Genomic DNA, 22,135 nt, shown 5'->3' with positions numbered 1-22,135 from the left:
GGCGGCGGGAACACCAGAACCCCTGAGGCTCAATAGCGCCTGAGGAGAAGTTATTTCGTCATCGTTTCTAATCAGGGAAATCCCAAAATCATATAAAATCACAGTTCAGACAATTATCTGAACTGTGATTTATATGATTAAATGATGGGCTATGATTAAAAAAAGCTGGAGATTTTTTCCCTCATTCCCAGGCAGAGCCTGGGAACGAGGGAACGAAGGTAAAATATATCCTTGCCTGGTTCCCATGCTCCAGCGTGGGAACCCCACATGGTATGCGTTCCCACGCTGGAGCGTGGAAACGATAAACCAATTATTTTCTTACTGTAAATTTTCTACAACAGACCTCGGTATTTGAGTTCGACAATGTTTTTATAAATTTTACCACTAACTTATTGAATTAATTTAAACAAAACGATGGCATGAAAATTGCCGTGTCCAATTTTTATACAGCTTTACACTATAGCTTTAATTATAAATATATTCAGATTATTAGATATCATAGCGTCTAATTAATATTGATAAAAATACGAGGTCTGTACAATAATCGTTGTTACACTTCTTCCCACAACAATCTTTCAAAGCCAAGCGACACCACGGCGTATCGTTTAAGCCGTAGATCACTGTATTTTTTCTCCAGCGCATCGCCATATTGCCTGATCTGCTTTTTGGCCTCTTCCATCCCGGCCTGCATTGCGGGAATAAGGCGAAGTTCGTCCATGGTCAGGGCTTTTGCTTTTGCTCCTGTTAAACCGGCTTCTTTAAGCCCTGCATATTTAAATTCTATCAAAACATCAAGAATTTTGAACCGCCTCATGTCGGGACGGATGATCATGGTCAGGTCGGCATAACCGCCGCCTGCATCTTTTTCAGAATCAATAATATATAATATATCATTATAAAGGAGTGTTAAAAAAGCCGTTTTGACGGTAAATTCGTTTGCCCATCTATAATCCCGATTGTGAAATACCTTAAAAAATCTCTGTTCGACAAACTCGCATAACGGCTGCATATTTCCTTTGGTATAAAGCTGCCTTGCAGCAAAAACCCCGTCATCCCGGTCAACAGGTTCCGGCAGAAGCATCTGCTGAATCCGCTCCACATAAAGACCGCGGGTTACCAGGTTCGGAACCTGCAAAATCAACTCACCTTCGTCTGTTTCACCGGCTATTGTCAACACTCCAAAATAATATAAAAAAGAGATTGCAAAAACAAAATCTTTACTTTTGTCCGTCAGCATCTGCTGAATCCCGAAACGATCACTTAGATCAAATATTACAAGAAAATTATGTTTTTTTATCAGGTCAAGCAAAAGCTGCCCGCCTTTAGGTATTTGGGATATATACTGAAGCTTTGCCTCATCTGCCGCAAGGTTGGAATCGAGCATTTTCCTGGGATATTTGCAGGTTCCGGCAAATGCTTCAATAAAATAGATTGCCAGGGTGGGATTATAAACAGGCTCTTTTGCATCCGCCGCGAATTTATAGCCATTATAATAAACACGCATGAGATCAAGGGCTTCTGCAATATCTTTTTCTTTTAGTCCGCATTCTGCTGATATTGCATGCAAGGCTTTTTCTATCTCGTTTTTATAAAATCCGCACAAATCGTTAAAAACAGGATTCAAATATATATTTTTTGCGATATTGTAGCCGCTTGTAATATCGCTCATTACCACAGGCGATACCCCTGTAATGAAACTTCTGTCAAAACCGGAACCATCGGTTGAGGCCTTTACTGCCTTAAACAATGTTTTCAGCGGCCCTTCCTCATAAACAAGGGCTTCATATATATCTTCTTTTTTCTTCCGTATGCCCATCATGACTTCATTTGCAAAGTTATCATATTCATCTATCAACAGATAAACAGGATGCCCGGATTTGCGGGTTACAGATAAAAGAGATTTGATTGAGCGGGTGGCATCGTTAAGGTCAACCTTGATTTCCCGAACAAGGTAATCTTCATAATCCATGGCAAATGCTTCAATGCAGGAATTTATATGACCATGAAATGCGCGTTTAATATCTTTTGAGTTTCCTGAAGGGTCAACACAGGAAAAATCCCATTTAAGGATAAAGTATTGATTGTGCGAGGGAGTGGGGTTTTTGCCGATCAGAAGATGGCCGAAGAGATCCTGGAACCGATCTTTTCTTGCCAGATCGTAATAGTTTTCAAGCATCGAAAGCACAAGGCTTTTGCCGAATCTGCGGGGACGCAAAAAAAGAAGGAAATTTCCGGTATTTTCGAGCAAGGTAATAAAATTTGTGCGATCGCAATAAAAATAACCTTTGGTTATAATTTTGTTAAAATCGCATAATCCGTAAGGGAATCTCATTATGATCCTCTTTTTTATATGAAAATGATAAATTAACACTACAGCGACACTTCCGTGAAATACTTTTTTAACGTCGTCATTCCGGCATGTATTTAGCCGGAATCCAGGGATGTTTTTCTTGCAATACCAGGAAAAACGGTGCTCGCCCGCTACTACATTGATTATAAATCAGTAGCAATTTTTACAGTTAAGAGTTCTCTAAACGTCCAAACGTGGTCAGTAATTCCGGCTGCCATACCTGGAGTTTTTTGATTCCATTTTTTTTGAAAACGTTCTTCAGAATCACAGATCCTTTCCCGGAGACTCATATGTGAACGAGCAAAGTTATAAAATGCTTGAAAAAAAACAGTTTGTTTTTTAAGATTTTCTCTATTTTTGCTATAGCCAAGAGTCTTTCGTTTCAGAGGAGAGAGAGATTGCCTGATGGTAAGGTTCAATCTTTCAAGGAAACTGGTGCCTATTTTGAACCCCAGTTTAGCAAGTCGTTCTGCTCCACACCTGATGCGGTAAGTGATCTTGAGGAGTTTTCCATTTTTCTTCTCTTTTACCATCTGGCCATATACCAACTCAGAATGAGGCTCTTTAACAGGCTCTTTCGGATGTCCCCTTTGTCCGGTTTTTGGGAAGATTTTTATTTCATGGTAGTATTCAAGCAGAGCATTGAAGTAGCAGCTAAACCCGTCGCTAAAGAAGCAGAGAACTCCCAATACTATGCCAGCAGTCATTGCAATGAGTGAAAGAGCGGTTTCAAATGTCCTGGGGCCAACAACCATAGCCAGAATAAGACGGAATTGCGGAGCATAACTGATTCAGATCCATTGTCGACCATCTTCTGCTTCTTGACTGCTCTCAGGTTTCGTATTCTCAGATTTTTTACTTACTTTTCGCCTGACAAAGCTACACATTTCATCCAATTCCACATGAGTTACAGGAAGTTCCTTGAGAAGCGCTTTGTTAATTGCATCTGCGTTTTTATATGCTTTATCCAACCAGAACAAAACGGTATCCTCTTTAATACCAAGCACGAAAGCGATTCCACTTATTCCAACATTTACCAGGATCATCTTCAATGCCATCATTACCTTTTCTTCTTCAGTTTTTAGATCGAAAAAAGCAGTGTCACGTGTTTCGGAAAATCTTTCGCCACAGATAGAACATTTAAAAATACGCCTTTTACCACTTTTTGTCATATAAGTACTGATAGAACTAATATTTCTTTGATTTACTTGCCCATAGCACTTACAATTTTTGTTCGGGCAAGGTTGATTCCAATCTGATGATTTTCTCATAATCTTTTCCTCCCAAACTGGGTAGCAAGAAGCAAAAATGAGTCCTTGTTTGTTTTAAAAATAAGCATCAAATCAGAATTAAAAATAAACAGTATGTAACAAAAAGCTATGTTAACTTTCAATTAAAACATTAAACCTGCTCGGTTTATAATCAATGTAGTAGCGGGAGAGCACCGATTTTTAAAAGAAAACAAGAATGATACCGCAACCGATTCCGCACCTGATGCTTCTATTCTTTTGATTATTTCGTGTAATTCTTTATCATCAGGTTCCTGGAGAACCGTGCCATCAGAGTTGACCCTGCAATTGACGCCGAAACGCAGTTGCTGCGCCACAAGCGACGCCGGTTTTCGATAAAAAAGCTCGTACAGGTTGTGCCTGTTCTGCCTTCCGATCTCGATCACATCCTCAAAACCCTTGTTTGTTATAAGCGCTGTTACAGCGCCCTTTCTTTCAAGAATAGCATTTGTAGCTACGGTGGATCCATGCACGATGCGGACATCCCGGCGGCCGGCAATATGTGCGATCCCGTTTAGAACCGCTTCGGCCGGATTCGATGGAAAGGTAAGGGTTCGATCGACGTGCCGGCAGTAAGCTTAACCCCGGACCGCAGAGCACTAAGTACCTGCTCCATATCGGAAGGAATAGGCGCTTCAAGAAAAATTCTATTCCCTTTTATGGGATGCAAAAATTCAAGTCTCCAGGCATGCAGCATTTGTCGGGATGTTTTTTCTTCAACAAACTTATCCCTTTTTTTCCCGCCATATATCTGATCGCCTAAAACCGGATGCCCCAATACAGCTGTATGAACGCGAATCTGGTGCGTCCTGCCGGTCTTTAGATTAACTTCAATAAGTGTTGCGTTTTCAAAACACTCTTTGACCTTCCATATCGTTACAGCTTCCCTGCTATTTCTGCTGATTGTCGACATCTTCTTTCTCTGAACAGGATGCCTGCCTATGGGAAGTGAGATTCTACCGTGTTGGGATTCCATTTTACCGTGCACAAGGGCAAGATAATTTTTCTTTATTGTTCTTGATTTAAACTGATCGGCAAGCCTGTTATGAGCCTGTCGGTTTTTAGCAATAACCAGCAGGCCTGATGTGTCCTTATCAATCCTGTGCACAATACCAGGCCTGAATTGCTCGCCGGTATCAACAAGGCCGGGGCAATGATAAAGCAGTCCATTAACAAGGGTGCCGGTATAATGTCCCGGCGCAGGGTGCACCACCAAGCCTGGTGGTTTATTTACTACAATAATATCTATATCTTCAAAAATAATATCTATATTGATTGGTTCGGGAGTGCATGTTAAGGCTTCCTGAGGCGTAATAATTCCATTTATCTCTTCCCCTGCAGATACTCGGTATCCGGGCTTTCTTTGTGTCTCGGCAACAAGAATATATCCATTGCGGATATGACTTGTTATAAGAGTGCGGGAATATTCGGGAAGGGTAGATGCAATGACCTGATCAAGGCGTTTTCCGGTATCTTTTTTAGTTACATTAAAGGAAAAAGCGCCATGGTTATACATTATTCTATGAGAAGTTTTAATCAGGCATTGTTGATGAATTTTCATCGGAGAATGTTTCAAAAAGAGAATTAATTTCGGACTTGATTTCAGCCTCATCTACATTTCTTGCAGTTGACAGCTCTGTCACCAGTAGAACCCGGGCAGTGTCAAAAAGTTTGCGTTCTCCAAAGGACAAGTCTTTAGTAAGCTTAAGATGATAAAGATCACGGAATACTTCCGCCACATCATAAATAGAGCCTGTCTTGATCTTGTCCATATATTCCTTGTAACGGCGGTTCCAGGTCTGTTTGTCTACAACAGAGGCCTGCTCCTCTTTTATGACACCATATATTTTGGGAATATCATCAGGATCAACAACATTTCTTAGCCCAACCTGGTCAACATTCCAGGTCGGTATCATAATGACCATTCCGTTTTCTATGACCTTTAATATATAAAAATCATGCTGTTCTCCGTTGATCACTTTTTCTTCAATTGCCTCTATAAGTCCCACTCCGTGGGCCGGATAAACGGCCAGATCGCCGACTTTAAATTTACATACATTCTCAGTATGTTTTCTGGTCTGTTTCTTTATTATTTTGATTTCCATAAAATTTAAGCAGTTCCTTTGCGGTAAAAGTATCGATGATAACATGGAGAAAAGTAATAGCTACTCTATTGCGCCCAAAAAAAGGACGCCAAAAATTATTTTATTTAATGTTACTAATATCATATATCCTTTGGACAATCAATAAAAAAGGATTGACCCTTTAAAGGGCCAATCCTTTTAAAACTACTTAAAAAATAAATCTTTCTTATAAAAACGGAACAAGGAGAAGCGCAACCACGTTAAGAATCTTGATCATCGGGTTGATCGCCGGACCGGCAGTATCCTTGTAAGGATCGCCAACTGTGTCGCCTGTTACGGCAGCTTTATGGGCATCACTACCCTTGCCGCCAAGATTGCCGTCTTCAATATATTTCTTAGCATTATCCCAGGCTGCCCCACCGGTTGTCATGGAAATACCTACAAAAATACCCGTAACAATACTTCCGATAAGGAGTCCGCCGAGAGCTACCGGGCCAAGACAGAAACCTACTATAATCGGTGTAATAACAGGCAGAAGGGCTGGTATCATCATTTCTGAAAGCGCAAATTTGGTTACAATATCAACACAGGCAGCATAATCCGGTTTTGCCGTGCCTTCCATGATTCCAGGAATTTCAGCAAACTGACGCCTAACCTCTTTAACAACAGCATGACCGGCTTTTCCAACGGCCTTCATTGCAAAAGAACCAAAAAGATAAGGAAGCAATCCACCGATAAAGAGCCCTACCAGAACGTCGACATTGGATAAATCAAACTCGAGGGTTGTTCCTAAATGTTTGAACTCCTGGGTGTAGGCGGAAAAAAGAACAAGCGCGGCAAGGGCAGCAGAACCAATGGCATAACCTTTTGTAACCGCCTTGGTGGTATTACCAACCGCATCCAGGGGATCGGTTATTGCGCGCACGGATTCATCCATTTCAGCCATTTCAGCAATTCCACCGGCATTATCAGTGATAGGACCGTAAGCATCAATCGCAATTACCATACCGGTCATGGAAAGCATTGAAACAGCAGCAATCGCAATACCGTAAAGTCCTGCAAAATAACTGGAGGCAAGTATTGCGCAACAGATGGCCAGGACCGGCAGTGCGGTCGACTGCATGCTGACAGCCAAGCCGGCTATTATGTTGGTGCCATGGCCGGTGGTGGAAGCTTCTGCAATATCTTTAACGGGTTTACGAACGCCGGTATAATATTCCGTAATAATAACTATTACAACGGTTAAAACCAGACCTACAAGGCATGAATAATAAAGACTCATGGCTGAAATACCCGGAACCTCGCTCATCATTTTTTTGGTTACAGGTAAAAAGGCTACTCCTGCCAAAATTGCAGCTCCGAACATACCCTTGTAAAGAGCGCCCATGATGTAATCATCGCCCTCTTTAAGTTTGACAAAAAAGACTGAAATTGCAGATGCAATAATCGAGACTGCTCCGAGTAGAAGCGGATAAACTACGGCTGCATTGCTTTTCGGAAAAAGAAGATGCGCAAGTACCATCGCCGCTACTGTAGTAACTGCGTATGTTTCAAAAAGATCAGCGGCCATTCCGGCGCAATCACCAACATTATCACCAACATTATCAGCTATTGTTGCAGGATTTCTCGGGTCATCCTCGGGGATTCCTGCTTCTACCTTGCCTACAAGGTCAGCGCCCACGTCAGCGCCCTTGGTGAAGATGCCGCCGCCGAGCCGCGCAAAAATAGAAATAAGGCTTCCACCAAAACCCAGGGCCACCATCGCAACAGAAATATGGCCCGGCTCTACCCCCTCTTTTACCAATATGGTGTAAAGACCGGCACAGGATGTTAATGCAAGACCGGCAACAATCATTCCTGTAACGGAACCACCTTTGAATGCCAGCCTAAGACCTGCATTAAGACCGTTTTTGCATGCTTCCGCTGTTCTTACATTGGCAAGAACTGAAACACGCATACCGATATATCCTGCAAGATAGGATGCAAGCGCACCTATGACAAAACCAAGCGTAGCCCAGGAACCGTATCCAGGAGCAAAAAAAAGTATGATGGCAATAATTATACCCACAAGACCCATACTTTTCATCTGTCTATTAAGATAAGCGATCGCTCCAGACTTGATAGCAGCGGCAATCTCGTTCATTTTTGCGTCTCCTGCTGGAGCAGCTTTGACGGCTCCTGCAAGAATTAAAGCAAATACAACACCGGCAATACCTGCAAATGTACATATTAATGGAATATTCTCCATCATTGATTCCATATTTATCCTCCGTTTTCAATAAAAGCGAGACCCCGCCAAAATTAAAATTTTATCAACCCATACACGGCTGAGTTAAATTTATAATCGCAAAGGCCTCTTAACAGTCAATAAAATTTACATTAAACCTGTTCATTCCTTCTTTGATACCATTACAAAGTATCTCAACAACCGCCTCCTTTGCCCTGGCAATGGTCAGTTCCATGACTTCAGACTCTCCAGACGTGAATCTGCCAAGAACATGGTCAATAATGCCCATATGCTCATTGGGGCGTCCGATTCCTATCCTAAGTCTTGAAAAATTAACGCCATTTAAAGCATTGATCAGCGATTTTATACCATTATGTCCGCCACCCCCTCCTTTCTCTTTTATTTTTAATCTTCCTAAGTTGAGGTCAATATCATCATGAATGACCAGAATATCCTGAGTTGATATTTTAAAATAGGCCGCCAGTTTCTGCACCGGGGGGCCGCTTCTGTTCATAAAGGATTGAGGCTTTACCAGAATAACTTCAACTCCTTCTATGGAGCCACGCCCGAATTCAGCATCGAACTTTTTTTTATCAAGGGCAATCGCGAAAGTATTCGAAATAGCATCGATAACCATGAAACCGGCATTATGACGTGTTTTTCTGTACTGTTCGCCGGGATTGCCAAGACCGATCACAAGACGGATTTCATCAGCCAAAGATTACTCATCTCCCTTGCTTTCAGAAGCATCTCCTTCTTCAGCCCCTTCTCCTTCGACTTCTTCTGCCTCTTCCTCTAATTCTTCATCAACCCTTGCTCCTATTACAGTAATAACTGTAAAATTTACTTCCGCCGGAATTTCAATACCTCCATCCAAAGAAATATCTTCAACATGAACTGAATCACCTATCTCAAGATCTGTCACATCTATCTCAATACTATTGGGAACTTCATTCGGCAAGCAGAATACCTCGAGTTCACGCCTGATTACCTGCAAAATTCCTCCAAGTTCCACGCCTTTTGACTTGCCTATCGGAATAAGCGGAACGTTGACCTTTATTTTGCGATCCAATGCGATTTCATAAAAATCAACATGCAGAAACATTCTTGTAATGGGATCGGTTTGCAACTCTTTAATCATTGCAGACCTGTTAGTGGTATTTCCATTCTGAATGGCCAAATTATAGATGGACATGCCCATTTTGCCCTTTTTTAAGCTCGTCTCCAATTCATTAACGTCGAGAGAGAGTAAAATCGGATCCACTGACGGGCCGTAAAGCACCCCGGGGACTTTTCCGGCAGATCGCAATGTCCGGGCAACGCCGGAACCGGATGTTTTTCTAATATTTGCTTTTAATTCAACAAAATCCAAAAAAAGAACCTCCTAAAATAATATAAAATTCAGCATTCTTCACTTTTCAGCTTACATTTACTTTGTACAAAAAACTAAATTTCAACGCTGAGAACGCTAAGATATTACATTAAATTTTAAGCAGTGCCTCTGCGCTTTCTGCGTCCTCTGCGGTAAGAATACCGATTTTAACATGGAAAAAAAGTGTTAAATACTTTTACGCCCCAATGCAAGACGCCTAAAATTCGTAAAAAAAATTTAAATAAAAAGAGAAGTTACAGAATCACCGTTATGACATCGGATCATCGCTTCCCCGACTATGTCGGCTATGGTAATGACCTTAATCTTATCGCACTCGGCTGCATTTTTACTTAGCGGAATTGTATCGGTCACCAAAAGGCTTTTCAAGACCGAATCATTAATACGCTGAAGGGCCGGGCCTGACAGAACAGGATGAGAACAACAGGCGTGAACCTCACGAGCTCCATTTGCATGCAATGCTGCCGCAGCCTCGGTCAATGTACCGGCAGTATCAACCATATCATCAAGAATTATCGTTATTTTTCCCTTTACATCACCTATAACCGCCATGGCTTTAGCCTTATTGGGAGCGCTTCTCCGCTTGTCAATAACTGCCAGTCCGGCCTTAAGCCGCTTGGCAAAGGCTCTGGCCCTTTCAGCGCCTCCGGCATCAGGCGAGACTATCACTAGATCATGGTCAAATTTTTCTTTAACATATTCAATGATCACAGGAGCTGCATAAAGATTGTCAACCGGAATATTGAAAAAACCCTGGATCTGACCAGCATGCAAGTCCATCGTGATTACCCTGGTGGCACCCGAAATGGTCAACAAATCTGCGATCAATTTTGCGCTGATAGGTACCCTCGGAGCTACTTTTTTGTCTTGCCTTGCGTACCCGTAATAAGGGATTACGGCTGTAATTTTGCTGGCCGAAGCACGCTTGAAAGCATCCAGCATAAGCAACAGTTCTACCAGGTTGTCATTTACGGGAGCACAGGTAGACTGAAGCAAAAAAACATCTTTTCCCCTTACATTTTCCTTGATTTCAATCTGAATCTCACCATCGCTAAAGGTCTTAACCGTGGCTGAGCCAAGGGGCTTATCAAGGTAAACAGATATTTTTTTTGCTAAATCGGAATTTGAATTTCCAGCAAATAATGACATTCCATTCATAAGGTCATTCCATTTATAAAATTAACATCTCCACACAGAAATCATTTCTCAAAACATCATATGGCTGGGGCGGGGGGATTCGAACCTCCGAATGCAGGAACCAAAATCCTGTGTCTTGCCACTTGACGACGCCCCAGTAAATTTATGGGTAAGGGCACGATGCATCGTGCCCTTACTTGGCATCGTGCCCCTGATAAACAATCAAATCAGTAAGGAAAAGCTTCCAGTTAATATTATGCGAAAGGGCATCATGGGCTATTTTTGCTCTACGAAAATCAGAAAAAAGGCCAAAAACAGCGGATCCGCTTCCTGTCATAAGTACCCCTTGCGCACCCTGACTCAAAAGAGCCTTTTTTGCATAAGATATTTCAGGATACCCTGCAACCGCAACTTCTTCAAGATCGTTCCATAACAAGGACTCAATTCTGACTTTGTCCTTTAATAAAAGTTTAAGTTTAATTTTTTTTTTAATTTTTGTCAATCTTAAATCGTATTTTTTAAATACCTCCGCAGTCGATATGCTGAAGCCCGGATATATCAATAAAAGATACCTGTTTGATAAACCATAAAACGATTCTATCTTTTCACCTATCCCGGAAACAATGGCAGGCTTACGGAAAATTAAAAAAGGTACATCGGCTCCAAGGGAGAGCCCAATTGAAAATAATTCATCTTTGGAAAAAGGATAACCATAATAATAATTCAAGGCCCGAAGGACTGCGGCGGCATTGCTGCTGCCTCCGCCCAGGCCTGCACCGACAGGTATTCGTTTTATTATATGAATTCCAACTTTTTCATAAATATCTATTGAGTTGAGGAAGGCGCTTGCGGCTTGAAGGGCTATGTTTTGCCTATCTAATGGAACTCCGGGATAGGTGCAGGTAACGGCTGTCTTCCCAGCGCCCAAATTGATATAGAGTGTATCATAAAGATTAATGCAACACATCAGGGAGACCAGATCATGAAATCCATCCGGTCTTTTCCCTGTAATATGTAAAAAAAGATTGATTTTGGCCGGTGAAAAAACCTTGATCCGCCCTGAAACATCAATAAGAGGCTCTTGAGAAATAATCATTATGAATGGACGCTATAGATTATAGATTGTCACATAAATAATTTCACTACGCTATCGGTCAAAATCTTCGGTCGACATACTGCCAGTACGCCTCACCCAAATTTTTTCCTCTATCCCTGTGAGATTAATTATGTGAAAATCTATATATAAAACGGCATCTTTCATTAATGCCCAAAAGTAGTTAACACTTTTTTTTAATGTCAGAATCAGTATTTTACCGCAAAGTTCGCTGAGATATTACATTAAAAATCAAGTAGTTTTCTCTGCGTTTTTTGCGTTCTCGGCGGTAAAATTTAATTTTTTATACAAAATAAATGTAAACTGAGAATGAAGGATGCCTATAAAACCATAGTTTCTATTGTTGTTTGAGATAAAGTATGCGCAGTTCATAGAGAAGATGTTTCAGCAGGTTGTCCTCCTCAGGGGTCAAGTTACCCCTGGTCTTTTCCTGCAGCATACTCAAAACATCTATGGTCTGTTTACCCATAACCAGGTTTTTACTTTTTTCTCCGGTCACAGGATCATCCATTATGCCAAAATTTACCAGAACAGATGCATTCAAGGACATCATGAATGTGGAAAAATCAATCCCCGGCATCACATCCTTTTGATTTTCTGCCGATTTATCCCCTTTTAATACAAAACCTTTTTCATCGGACATCTTTATCTCCCGCTCTTATCTCCCGTTCAAAAAATCAAAGCTCAAGAGGAATTACCGTCTTGACCAGGGGCAGACTTCTGAGGCATTCTATCACTTCATCAGTAAAAGGAGTGTCTGTGCGCAGAAATATAATATTTCTTTCACCATCCTCTTCCTGGCCCACATGCATCCTTCCTATATTAATGTTATGCTCACCTAGAACTGTTCCAATGCTGCCTATGGCGCCGGGCTTATCAATATTATGTATCAAAGCCAGATGCCCCCTTGGAATAAGTTCCAGCCTGAAATTATTTATTTTTACAACTCTAGGATCATGTTTGCCGACGATAGTGCCTGCAACAGTAATTGTATTACTGGCCGTTATTGTTTTAATGGTAATCAGATTTATATAGTCTTCGGATTCGGAGCTGGAGGTTTCCAGAACCTTTATGCCCCTTTCTTTTGCAATAACACTTGCATTAACAAAATTCACATCATCTTTAACGGCTGAAGAAAGAATTCCTTTTAAAACCGCAGTAGATACCGGAGACATATCTAGCCCCTGGAAATCGCCGCGATATTCAATGACAACTTCTTTTAAAGGGCCATCTATAAGCTGCGCCTGCAAGCAGCCCATACGATCTGCTATTGTCAAAAACGGACCCAATTTGTCAAGCAGGTCTCCTGTAACAGAAGGAACATTGACGGCATTAAGTATTGTTCCGTTTTTCAAATATTCTATTATCTGGCCTGCAACCGCAACTGCTACATTCGTTTGGGCCTCTTTGGTGGATGCGCCCAAGTGGGGAGTACATATAAACCTGTCGAATTCAAAAAGAGGAGATTCACCTGGAGGTTCGGATTCAAAAACATCCAGGGCAGCGCCTGCCACTTTGCCGGATTTCATGGCGTTATAAAGATCTGTTTCATCAACAATCCCGCCTCGTGCGCAATTTACCAGCATTACACCGTCCTTCATCCGATTAAAGGCCTCTTCATTCAGCATGCCGATAGTCTCTTTCAATTTTGGAACATGAATAGTAATATAATCGGATCTGCTGTAAAGCTCCTCCAGGGAAACGGGTTCAAGGCCTGCTTTTTCAATTAACTCAAGGGTAACAAAGGGATCATATACTATAACCTTCATCTTAAGGCCCTGGGCGCGATCTGCAACTATTGAACCGATTTTTCCAAAACCGATCAACCCCAATGTTTTGTTATAGACCTCTCTGCCCTGGAGCTTTTTTTTGTTCCACAGGCCGCTCTTTAGTGATGAAGTTCCTGCCGGTATATTACGCGTCAGGGAGAGTATCATTGCGATTGCATGTTCAGCAGTGGTAACAACATTGCCGCCCGGCGTGTTCATAACAACCACGCCCTGCTTTGTAGCAGCGGGGATATCGACATTATCGAGGCCTATGCCGGCCCGACCCACTACTTTCAATCTGCTTGCGGCTTCAATAAGTTCTTCAGTTACTTTGGTAGCGCTTCTAATAACCAGAGCGTCATATCCGGATATGATATCTTTTAATTCATCAGGAGCAAGCCCTGTTTTAACATCAACGTCAATATTCTCTTCTTTCCTAAACATCTCAATCCCAATTTCACCGAGATTATCACTGACCAGTACTTTCATTGAATCTCCTCATTCATTCGAGCCGGTTTCAAAATGTTCAATTTTGTTCGAGGTCAAGAAAGGCAAAAGTTTTAACCACAGGAATACACTGACGTATTTCGAGGATTAAACCCAATTTAAGATTTGGTTGTCTGACGCAGAGATCGGGCAAAAGGGGGCGTTTTGAAAACGGCTCATTCATTTATTTTTTTTATACGATTCTGTATATATGCATCCTTCAGGGCTTCATAAGGGTCTATGGCCGCAGCTTTAATGCTTTCATAATCACCTATTTTAAAAGATGTCTCGTTTACTGTTTTATAGCTTGTAATGCCTATGGACGCTTCCCGGGGTTTAACATAAAATATAGGGTCAAGGAATATATCACCAATCATGCCGACTGAATCACGCATAGATGAGGGCCCCAAAAACGGCCAGACTATATAAAAACCATTCCCTATACCATAAAATCCAAATGTCTGACCGAGGTCTTCATCTTTAGGTTTCAGGCTGTAATACTTTTTGGCAGGATCTCCAAAACCGAGTATACCCACTGTGCTGTTGATGGCAAATCTTGCTGTTTCCGTTCCGGCGTTTTTAATTTTCAATTGGAGGATACAGCTCACAAGTCGTATCGGTGTGGCAATGTTGGAAAAAAAATTTTTCACCCCAGAACGTATACTTTTGGATGTAACCGCAATATAACCTTTAGTCAAAGGTTTGAGACCCCAAAAGTAGAGCTTGTCATTAAAATGATACATGGTAATGTTCCAGTACTTGACAGGATCCGCAATCCGATAGTTTTCCGAATCACCAACTTCATCAAGCAGATCAAGCTCTTCGTCCGCCAAATCATCATCCGGTACGCTATCATTATTTATACTGCAGGCCGGCAAAGAAGATTCCGACGCATGGATAGAAGCCGGAGAACCAAATAAAAACAGAATAAAAATCGATAACAAAATCTTAAGGCTGTGAAGCATCGGTTTCTGTCTCTTGTCCTTTTAATTTTTCCTGGAGTTTTTGAATCAATATCTCAGGCTTTTCCTTAAAAAGAATTTGACTGAACTGCGTGCGATAATTTTTTACAAGGCTCACACCCTCCGCCTTTACATCATAAACAGACCAGACTCCGCCGTGAAGATGCATTCGGTAGTTCACCGCCATTTCACCTTTTTCCCGGAGGACCTTGGTTTTTACAATTGCTTTTTTTGCGGTCAGCATATCCTCGGCTATATAAAGAACCTCCTCATTGTTAAATTCCGAAAGCATTTTATTGATATATGTTTTGCCAAGGAGGTCGGTAAAAACATCGGTTAAATCCTTCAACTGTTCAGGCGTAAAGGACTTCCTGTATTTTCCGAGAGCCAGCTTTGTAATTGTTGGAAAATCAAACAAACCACGCACTATTTCAAAAATTTTGTCACGTTGCAGGTTTTTTTTACAGGCATCCTTGTATTGAGGGTCTTTAAGTATCATGAGAATATTATTAATAGGCGGCTTCAACGTTTCCAGCGGCTGCCGGCCATAAGCCATTGAAACAAAAGCGACCAGGAGAAGCAAAACAGATACCCGTATTATTTTGTTCAGAGTCATCCGAAATACCTCCTATTCCACACTGCCAAAGGCATATTTGCTGATTAAGTCTTCAATATCCAGAGATGATTCCGTCTCTGTAATGGTATCTCCATTGTGCAAAATCTCTTCAGAGCCGCCTGGAGATATCTTGACAAACTTGTCTCCGATCAAACCGGAGGTTTTAACCGAGGCGATAACATCATCCGTAAGTACAATCCCATTCTGAATTTTAAATTTTACAAGTGCAATCTGACGATCCTTGTCAAGATTTATGGAATCGACCTGCCCGATAGGGACACCCGCCATTTCAACCTGCGCGCCTACCTTTAAACCTGAAACCGACTCGAATCTGGCTGTAAGCTCATAATTATTATTTCCCAGCCATTCCATTTTGCCAAGTTTGATGGCAAGATATCCTATACATAAAATTCCGATCAGCACAAAAATGCCCACAGATGTTTCAAGGGAAAATTTTTTCATGGCGCCTCCGCTTCAGATATAGCACAAAATTCATCCAGTCTGATCCTTTGTAATTCTGCTGATGAAAGTAAATGATCAAAACGACTCAGTTTGTCAGCCTCTGCCAGACCGGCGCTGATTGATACGCGAAGTCCCTTGCAAGACAGCAGTTCCGTATATTTATTCCATTTTACCTTGTCTGCCAGTTTCGAGCAGAATTCCTGGGCCTGAGCCTTGTTTGCTCCCGGTAAAATTAATAAAACCTTGTCCAATCCGTATCTTATACATGTATCCCCAAACCTGAGACACTCTTTTAACTGTATCGAAAAATTCTTGACTACAGTCTGACCGGCAACATGTCCTGCCGTTTCATTGATTTTATCCATATTATCAACATAAAAAATGATAATGGAAAATACAAGTTTATCTTCCTGAAGCCTCTCCATTGACTCCATGAAGCTCTGGTCGACATCTATTTTTGTCCCCATACCGGTCAGCTTGTCCTGCTTTATATTTATGTCAAAACCATGTATAAACTGCCGAATTTCAGGCTCTGCCGACCTCTGGAGCTCATCGGCTGTGCCTTCAAAAAGTATGGTTCCGTTATCCAGCATTGCAACCCTCTGGGAAATATAGAAAATATCCGGTATCTCATGACTTACAAGCACCCCTGTATATTCAAACTTTTTCTGATAACCGGAGATCATGCTGTGTACCGCATTTTTCCGTATCGGGTCGAGACCAGTGGTAGGCTCATCAAAAAGAACAATTTCCGGTTCTGTAATCAAAGCACGTGCCATGGCCACACGTTTTTTCATACCTCCTGAAAGCTGTGACGGATATTTGTCGTCAATTTCATGGAGATCGAGCTGCGCCAGCATATTGTGCGCCTGATCCAGGATTTTAGATTCACGCATAGATGTTGTTTCACGAAGAGGAAGGGCAATATTGTCCAAAACCGTCATATAATCGAATAGGGCCGTACCCTGAAACATATAGCTGAATTTTTTTTTAAATTTATGCCGCTCTTTTTTATCCATCTCCGAAACCTGCCGCCCATTAAAAAGAATCTGTCCTGAATCAGGTTCCATCAGACCGATAATATGCTTCAGAAGCACACTTTTACCGCCTCCGCTTTTTCCTATAATGGTTGTTATTTCTCCCTTGTATATGTTTAAATTTGCATTGCGCAAGACAACATTTTGACCGAATTTTTTGCAAACATTTTTAAATTGTATCAACGGTTGATCCATAATTATCTATATCAAAAAAGATGTCAGTACATAGTCTGTAACAAGGACAAGCACACAGGAAATAACCACTGCCGATGTTGTTGAAAGGCTTACCCCTTTGGCCCCGAATCCATCTGTCCTGGTATGGGTATAATACCCCTGGGAAGAACAGATTGTCACAACCACCATGGCAAAAATTATAGATTTAATAAAGCCTCCGGAAACATCATCCATTACAACGCTGGATTCCACCCTCGCAAAATAGATTCCGGAATTTATACCAAGCAGGAGAGATCCGGTGAGGTACCCGCCCAGGATACCGATAACATCAAAAAGAGCCGTCAGAATGGGAAAACTGATTATAGCAGCCGTAAGCCGGGGACTGAAAAGAAATCGCACCGGATCGATATCCATGGTTTCCAGAGCATCGATTTGTTCTGAGATACGCATAATTCCAATTTCGGCCGCCATGGCGGAACCGGCCCTTCCGATTACCATAATCGCCGCCAGTACGGGTCCCATTTCACGGATCAGAGACAAGGCCACAGCAGCGCCAAGCATCCCTTCCGAGCCGAATTTCACCAATGTATAATAACCTTGAAGTCCCAAAACCATGCCCGTGAAAGCTCCGGTAAGAGCAATAACAAAAATAGATTTCGCCCCTATAAAATAGACTTGCTCCAGGACTTTTGCAAACTGCAGCGGCGGGAAAAATATGGAGAAAAAACCTTTTATAAAAAAAATAGATGTTCTCCCTATCCCCTGAAGCAGCAACAGAACCAGTCCGCCAAGAATAGAAAAAGGATTTTTTGTTATAACAGAGTCGCCCAAAATATTATCTTTTACTCTACTGTTGTTTATAAAAACAATTAATTTAAATTTAAATTTTAAAAAAAATAACGACATTCAGGCCGTTTGTCAAGCCGGCATCCAAATCTATTGTTGCGAAAACCGTACAAGCTCATCCAGCTTTCGTATGGCAGACCCATTATCGATGGAAGAGCATGCAAGCAGAATGCCCTCTGAAATATTTTTTGCCTTACCCCCCGCAACCAGAGCAAAGGAGGCATTTAATATTACAATATCACGTTTTGGACCGCTTTCTCCATTAAGAATTTGAAGCGTAATTTCTGCATTTTCCCTGGGAGTTCCTCCCATAATATCTTCAGGTTTTGCGGATGTACTGAAAAACTCATCCGGAAAAACATCATAAGTCTTGATCTTGTGCTCTTTCAACTCTGAAATCCTAGTGGGAGCGCAGACTGAAACTTCATCAAGGCCGTCATGTCCGTGCACAACAAAAGCCCGCTTGCTGCCAAGCAGCCTAAGAGCATTGGCCATCAGCCCGGTCAGTTCCGGCGCATAAACTCCTATTAGCTGACGATCCGCATTGGCCGGATTGGTTAAGGGTCCGATCATATTGAATATTGAGCGAACCCCGATCTCTTTTCTTGCTTTAGTCGCATATCGCATGGCGCCGTGAAACAGGGGAGCAAAGAAAAAGCCTATTCCGATTTCCGAAACCGCCCTGGCCGCAGTTTCAGGATCAGCGTCAATTTTTACTCCCAGAATTTCAAGCAACTCAGCGCTCCCGCACCTGCTGGAAACAGAACGATTGCCATGTTTGGCTACTTTTAACCCGCACCCGGCCACAACAAAAGCCGTTGTGGTGGATATATTAAATGTTTCGGCGCCGTCTCCTCCGGTTCCGCAGGTATCTATTACTTCAAAACCTGATATTTTAATATGACGCGCCTTGTCACGCATCGCTTTTGCGGCTCCGGCAACCTCTTCAAATGTCTCCCCCTTGGTCGCCAAAGCAGCCATGAATGCGCCGATCTGGGCATCCGTAATATTACCTGAAAAAATTTCCGTTATCATGGTATACATCTCTGTTTCGTTCAGATCTGTACGACTGATAATTTGATTAAGATATTTTTTAAACATAATTCAAATAATTTTCTAAAAGCCGCATGCCTGCGGCTGTCATTATAGATTCCGGATGAAACTGGATCCCTTCTGTAAAATATTTTTTGTGTCTTAAGCCCATAATCTCTCCATCATCCGATTCCGCCGTTATTTCAAGGCAATCCGGCAAGACATCCCGTGATACAGCCAAAGAATGGTACCTCATTGCCGCGAATTGTTTTTCCAGACCCTTATATAAAATCTTTCCGTCTGATTTTACTATAGAGGTTTTACCATGCATTATATATTTGGCCGGAACAATTTTACCGCCAAAAGCAAAGGCTATCGACTGGTGCCCGAGACAGACTCCCAGAATTGGTATTTTGCCGGAAAAATACTGAATCGCAGGAACAGACAATCCAGCGGATTCCGGCCTGCCGGGACCAGGAGAAATCACTATTCCAGAAGGAGATAGAGCAACAATCTCCTCAATTGTTACTGCATCATTTCTAAAAACCGTTACATCTGCTCCAAGCTGCCCCAAATATTGCACGAGGTTGTAAGTAAATGAATCATAATTGTCAATCATTACGATCATAATTTTTCACTCCCTTGATCCAGTCGGCCTGATCCATACTTCAGTAGCTCCAAAGCTTTCTGGATGGACATGGCCTTATTTACAGTCTCAACCCTCTCTTTTTCAGAATCTGAATCATACACAATCCCGGCTCCCGCTCTCACGGTCAGCCTGCCGTTTTCAATACATGCAGTTCTTATTGTTATGGCCAAATCCATATTGCCGTTAAAAGATATGTAACCGACTGCTCCTCCATAAGGACCTCTCGGTTCATCTTCCAGTTCGGATATTATCTCCATGGCTCTAACCTTGGGCGCGCCGGACAAAGTTCCGGCCGGAAAAGTCGCCTTAACAAGATCCCAGGCATCGCAATCCCGCTTTAACTTACAGGTAATATTCGATACAATATGCATTACATGGGAATACCGTTCCACAATCATAAGGTCAGTCACATTAACAGTGCCTGTTTGAGCAACTCTTCCCAGATCATTACGCCCGAGATCAACCAGCATAAGATGCTCCGCCCTTTCTTTCTCGTCTGCAAGCAGCTCTTCAGCCAGGTTGTCATCTTCTTTTTTATCCGATCCCCTGGGGCGTGTTCCCGCGATGGGACGCAGATTGGCTGTCCCATCCTCCAGGCGCACCATTGTTTCCGGAGATGACCCGACCAGAGCCATATCGTCCATATGCATAAAATAAAGATAGGGAGAAGGATTGACATATCTTTGAGCGCGGTACAGATGCCACAGGTCAGGTGTATCGGGAGATACAAACGGCTGCGCTATGACAGTCTGAATAACATCTCCGGCAAGGATATATTCCTTTACTTTTTTTACATATCCCCTGTATTCATCGTCACTCTTAACAGGCTTAAGACTGTAATCTTTGCTCTCCGGATATTCATATTCTTCCTGTTTTGACTGATTTATTGTATCAAGTATAGAGAGTATCTTTTTATTGGCGGATTTAAATAAGGTATCTATTTCATCCCTTGTGTAATTACGTTCTAAAAAAACGACTGACAATCCCATTAACGTATTACGGATATTATCAAATATCAGCAGTTCGTCAGGTATTATAAAATTGGCCAAGGGCTTGTCTTCCGGCATATTATTCGGGATCTTCTCAAAAAATGAAACCATTTCATATGTTAAATAACCAACCATACCACCCCAAAACCTGGGGAGGCCTTGGACATCCGCAGGGACAAAGCGTTTCATAAAATTCCTCAGGATTGATAGAGGATCTCCATGATGGGGGATATGTTTTGAGGAACCCTTTTCTTCAATTTCAACAAATGTTGAATAAATTCTTATTTTACAGCGGGCAGAAGCGCCGATAAAGCTGTATCTGCCCCATCGTTCGCCCCCCTCCACGCTCTCGAACAGGAAAATAGGCCCATCATTATTATATAATTTTTTTAAAATAGAGACCGGTGTTTCCGTATCGGCAAGAATTTCAACAGATACCGGAATCACATTATGCTTTTCAGCAAGTCTTCTGAATTCTGTTATATTAGGAAATCTTTTAATAAACATTTTTCATTTGTCCAATTTAGATAGGGATTGTCAGATAATTAATTTCACAAGGATAGAGGGACAAATCTAATGAAATTATTTATGTGGAAATCTATATATTGTTACAGTTTAAATTTATGTATGTATTTAAAAGAATTATGTCAAACTCTTTCAAGGGGCAGCCATGACGAATAGATAAGAATTTCGGGATGAAGGAACAGGTTTTTGATTTTTCAAAAAAAGTGGAGTAAAAAACATTCACAAAAAATATTATAATTACAAACATTTAGGAGCGTTTTACTGTAAAAACAATCGATTAATGTATGTATTTTCCGTCACAAAAAAATAATCGGCGATTGTTTGTCAATAGATAATATCAATAAAATCAAGTATATATATAGATATGCCGTAAATGGCACGTCACTTGCATACCCTTGCTGTTAATTTAACCACAAAGGCAATATTGAATGTCTTTGTAACTTTAAGCATAAGGAGAGAGAGATGAAAAAAAGAATGTTCACAGGATTAATTTGTTTGGCAATGATTGCTTTTCTGTCTGCCGTCGCGATTGCCTCTGAAGAAGCTGTTATTCCCCCTGAAGAATTTGTTATTGTAGGGACAATAATGCAGGACAATCAGATTGTTGACCAGGACGGTCAGTCATACGTAATTAAACAGATTAAAGAGGGAGATGATATCATCGAACTCGTCGGGAAAAAAGTACAGATCAAAGGAACCGTTTTAGAAGCCGACGGTAAAAAGACTATTGAAATGGTCTCTTATGAACTGGTTGAAGAACAAAAATAACTTTATAATAATATTTATGGCATCCCCATATGAAGGATGCCATATTTTTCTAAAAAAGGAGAGAAATATGAAAAAAAGAATGCTCACAGGATTAATTTGTTTGGCAATGATTGCTTTTCTGTCTGCCGTCGCGATTGCCTCTGAAAAAGCTGTTATTCCCGCTGAAGAATCTATTATTGTAGGACAATAATGGATGACAATCAGATTGTTGACCAGGACGGTCAGTCAT

At 41.5% G+C, this 22,135-nt stretch carries 23 protein-coding genes and 1 tRNA gene; 2 read left to right on the top strand and 22 right to left on the bottom strand.

What is annotated here, in order from left to right:
• Window positions 1–550: 550 nt before the first annotated feature.
• The 22 genes from BuS5_RS17605 to BuS5_RS17500 all read right to left on the bottom strand — a co-directional run bounded on the left by BuS5_RS17605 (window position 551) and on the right by BuS5_RS17500 (window position 21,120).
• Complete coding sequence (locus tag BuS5_RS17605) at window positions 551–2,332, bottom strand: AAA family ATPase (RefSeq protein WP_027355047.1); 1,782 nt, start codon at window positions 2,330–2,332, stop codon at window positions 551–553.
• A 161-nt stretch (window positions 2,333–2,493) separates the two neighbouring features.
• Window positions 2,494–3,039 carry a hypothetical protein gene (locus tag BuS5_RS17600; protein ID WP_274427835.1) on the bottom strand — a complete coding sequence of 182 codons (546 nt, stop codon included), beginning with the start codon at window positions 3,037–3,039 and terminating at the stop codon, window positions 2,494–2,496.
• A 102-nt stretch (window positions 3,040–3,141) separates the two neighbouring features.
• Window positions 3,142–3,621, bottom strand: coding sequence for a hypothetical protein (locus BuS5_RS17595; protein WP_274427834.1), 480 nt, complete (start codon window positions 3,619–3,621; stop codon window positions 3,142–3,144).
• Window positions 3,622–3,743: 122 nt separating this feature from the next.
• Window positions 3,744–4,148 carry a hydantoinase/oxoprolinase N-terminal domain-containing protein gene (locus tag BuS5_RS17590; RefSeq protein WP_338000294.1) on the bottom strand — a complete coding sequence of 135 codons (405 nt, stop codon included), beginning with the start codon at window positions 4,146–4,148 and terminating at the stop codon, window positions 3,744–3,746.
• 5 nt (window positions 4,149–4,153) lie between these two features.
• A complete protein-coding gene (locus BuS5_RS17585) occupies window positions 4,154–5,200 on the bottom strand; it encodes an RluA family pseudouridine synthase (protein WP_051374871.1) in 1,047 nt (348 codons plus the stop codon).
• A complete protein-coding gene (locus BuS5_RS17580) occupies window positions 5,172–5,744 on the bottom strand; it encodes a CarD family transcriptional regulator (RefSeq protein ID WP_157487413.1) in 573 nt (190 codons plus the stop codon). Before BuS5_RS17580 ends, BuS5_RS17585 begins: the two co-directional genes overlap by 29 nt.
• A 205-nt stretch (window positions 5,745–5,949) precedes the next feature.
• The gene (locus BuS5_RS17575; protein WP_035265645.1) at window positions 5,950–7,983 is read right to left on the bottom strand and encodes a sodium-translocating pyrophosphatase; all 2,034 of its coding nucleotides are present in this window, start codon (window positions 7,981–7,983) and stop codon (window positions 5,950–5,952) included.
• A gap of 97 nt (window positions 7,984–8,080) precedes the next feature.
• Complete coding sequence (pth, locus tag BuS5_RS17570; protein WP_051374873.1) at window positions 8,081–8,668, bottom strand: aminoacyl-tRNA hydrolase; 588 nt, start codon at window positions 8,666–8,668, stop codon at window positions 8,081–8,083.
• A gap of 3 nt (window positions 8,669–8,671) precedes the next feature.
• Window positions 8,672–9,322 (bottom strand): 50S ribosomal protein L25, encoded by a 651-nt coding sequence (locus BuS5_RS17565; RefSeq protein ID WP_027354263.1) that lies wholly within the window; start codon window positions 9,320–9,322, stop codon window positions 8,672–8,674.
• 237 nt (window positions 9,323–9,559) lie between these two features.
• The gene (locus BuS5_RS17560; RefSeq protein ID WP_027354264.1) at window positions 9,560–10,498 is read right to left on the bottom strand and encodes a ribose-phosphate diphosphokinase; all 939 of its coding nucleotides are present in this window, start codon (window positions 10,496–10,498) and stop codon (window positions 9,560–9,562) included.
• A gap of 61 nt (window positions 10,499–10,559) precedes the next feature.
• Window positions 10,560–10,634 (bottom strand) — tRNA-Gln (locus tag BuS5_RS17555).
• A 36-nt stretch (window positions 10,635–10,670) separates the two neighbouring features.
• The gene (gene ispE, locus BuS5_RS17550) at window positions 10,671–11,573 is read right to left on the bottom strand and encodes a 4-(cytidine 5'-diphospho)-2-C-methyl-D-erythritol kinase (protein ID WP_051374875.1); all 903 of its coding nucleotides are present in this window, start codon (window positions 11,571–11,573) and stop codon (window positions 10,671–10,673) included.
• Window positions 11,574–11,928: 355 nt separating this feature from the next.
• Entirely contained in the window at window positions 11,929–12,234 is a 306-nt protein-coding gene (locus tag BuS5_RS17545; protein WP_027354266.1) for a DUF1844 domain-containing protein, read from the bottom strand.
• Between the two features lie 34 nt (window positions 12,235–12,268).
• The gene (gene serA / locus BuS5_RS17540) at window positions 12,269–13,849 is read right to left on the bottom strand and encodes a phosphoglycerate dehydrogenase (RefSeq protein WP_027354267.1); all 1,581 of its coding nucleotides are present in this window, start codon (window positions 13,847–13,849) and stop codon (window positions 12,269–12,271) included.
• A gap of 173 nt (window positions 13,850–14,022) precedes the next feature.
• Window positions 14,023–14,811 (bottom strand): MlaA family lipoprotein, encoded by a 789-nt coding sequence (locus BuS5_RS17535; RefSeq protein ID WP_027354268.1) that lies wholly within the window; start codon window positions 14,809–14,811, stop codon window positions 14,023–14,025.
• On the bottom strand, window positions 14,795–15,424 hold the full coding sequence (locus BuS5_RS17530) for a Tgt2/MlaC family protein (RefSeq protein ID WP_027354269.1): 630 nt from the start codon (window positions 15,422–15,424) through the stop codon (window positions 14,795–14,797). The genes BuS5_RS17535 and BuS5_RS17530 overlap by 17 nt, the downstream gene beginning before the upstream one ends.
• A gap of 12 nt (window positions 15,425–15,436) precedes the next feature.
• On the bottom strand, window positions 15,437–15,886 hold the full coding sequence (gene mlaD, locus BuS5_RS17525; protein ID WP_027354270.1) for an outer membrane lipid asymmetry maintenance protein MlaD: 450 nt from the start codon (window positions 15,884–15,886) through the stop codon (window positions 15,437–15,439).
• Window positions 15,883–17,106, bottom strand: coding sequence for an ATP-binding cassette domain-containing protein (locus tag BuS5_RS17520; protein WP_232223075.1), 1,224 nt, complete (start codon window positions 17,104–17,106; stop codon window positions 15,883–15,885). The genes mlaD and BuS5_RS17520 overlap by 4 nt, the downstream gene beginning before the upstream one ends.
• Before the next feature lie 18 nt (window positions 17,107–17,124).
• Entirely contained in the window at window positions 17,125–18,003 is an 879-nt protein-coding gene (locus BuS5_RS17515; protein WP_084446049.1) for an MlaE family ABC transporter permease, read from the bottom strand.
• A 30-nt stretch (window positions 18,004–18,033) separates the two neighbouring features.
• Window positions 18,034–19,044, bottom strand: a complete 1,011-nt coding sequence (gene trpD / locus BuS5_RS17510; protein WP_027354272.1) for an anthranilate phosphoribosyltransferase — start codon at window positions 19,042–19,044, stop codon at window positions 18,034–18,036.
• Window positions 19,037–19,603: an anthranilate synthase component II gene (locus BuS5_RS17505; protein WP_027354273.1), complete on the bottom strand. Its 567-nt coding sequence runs from the start codon at window positions 19,601–19,603 to the stop codon at window positions 19,037–19,039. Before BuS5_RS17505 ends, trpD begins: the two co-directional genes overlap by 8 nt.
• A complete protein-coding gene (locus BuS5_RS17500) occupies window positions 19,600–21,120 on the bottom strand; it encodes an anthranilate synthase component I family protein (RefSeq protein WP_027354274.1) in 1,521 nt (506 codons plus the stop codon). The genes BuS5_RS17505 and BuS5_RS17500 overlap by 4 nt, the downstream gene beginning before the upstream one ends.
• 480 nt (window positions 21,121–21,600) lie before the next feature.
• Here BuS5_RS17500 and BuS5_RS17495 point away from each other — a divergent pair, with 480 nt between their 5' ends.
• Both BuS5_RS17495 and BuS5_RS17490 read left to right on the top strand, forming a co-directional pair.
• Window positions 21,601–21,906 carry a hypothetical protein gene (locus tag BuS5_RS17495; protein ID WP_027354275.1) on the top strand — a complete coding sequence of 102 codons (306 nt, stop codon included), beginning with the start codon at window positions 21,601–21,603 and terminating at the stop codon, window positions 21,904–21,906.
• A gap of 67 nt (window positions 21,907–21,973) precedes the next feature.
• The gene (locus BuS5_RS17490) at window positions 21,974–22,096 is read left to right on the top strand and encodes a hypothetical protein (protein ID WP_255342822.1); all 123 of its coding nucleotides are present in this window, start codon (window positions 21,974–21,976) and stop codon (window positions 22,094–22,096) included.
• The last annotated feature ends 39 nt before the right edge of the window (window positions 22,097–22,135 follow it).

It is taken from the genome of Desulfosarcina sp. BuS5, assembly GCF_028752835.1.
GTDB lineage: Bacteria > Desulfobacterota > Desulfobacteria > Desulfobacterales > BuS5 > BuS5.
Note: the sequence above shows the minus strand (reverse complement) of the source record. Positions and strands in the feature narration are given on the sequence as shown.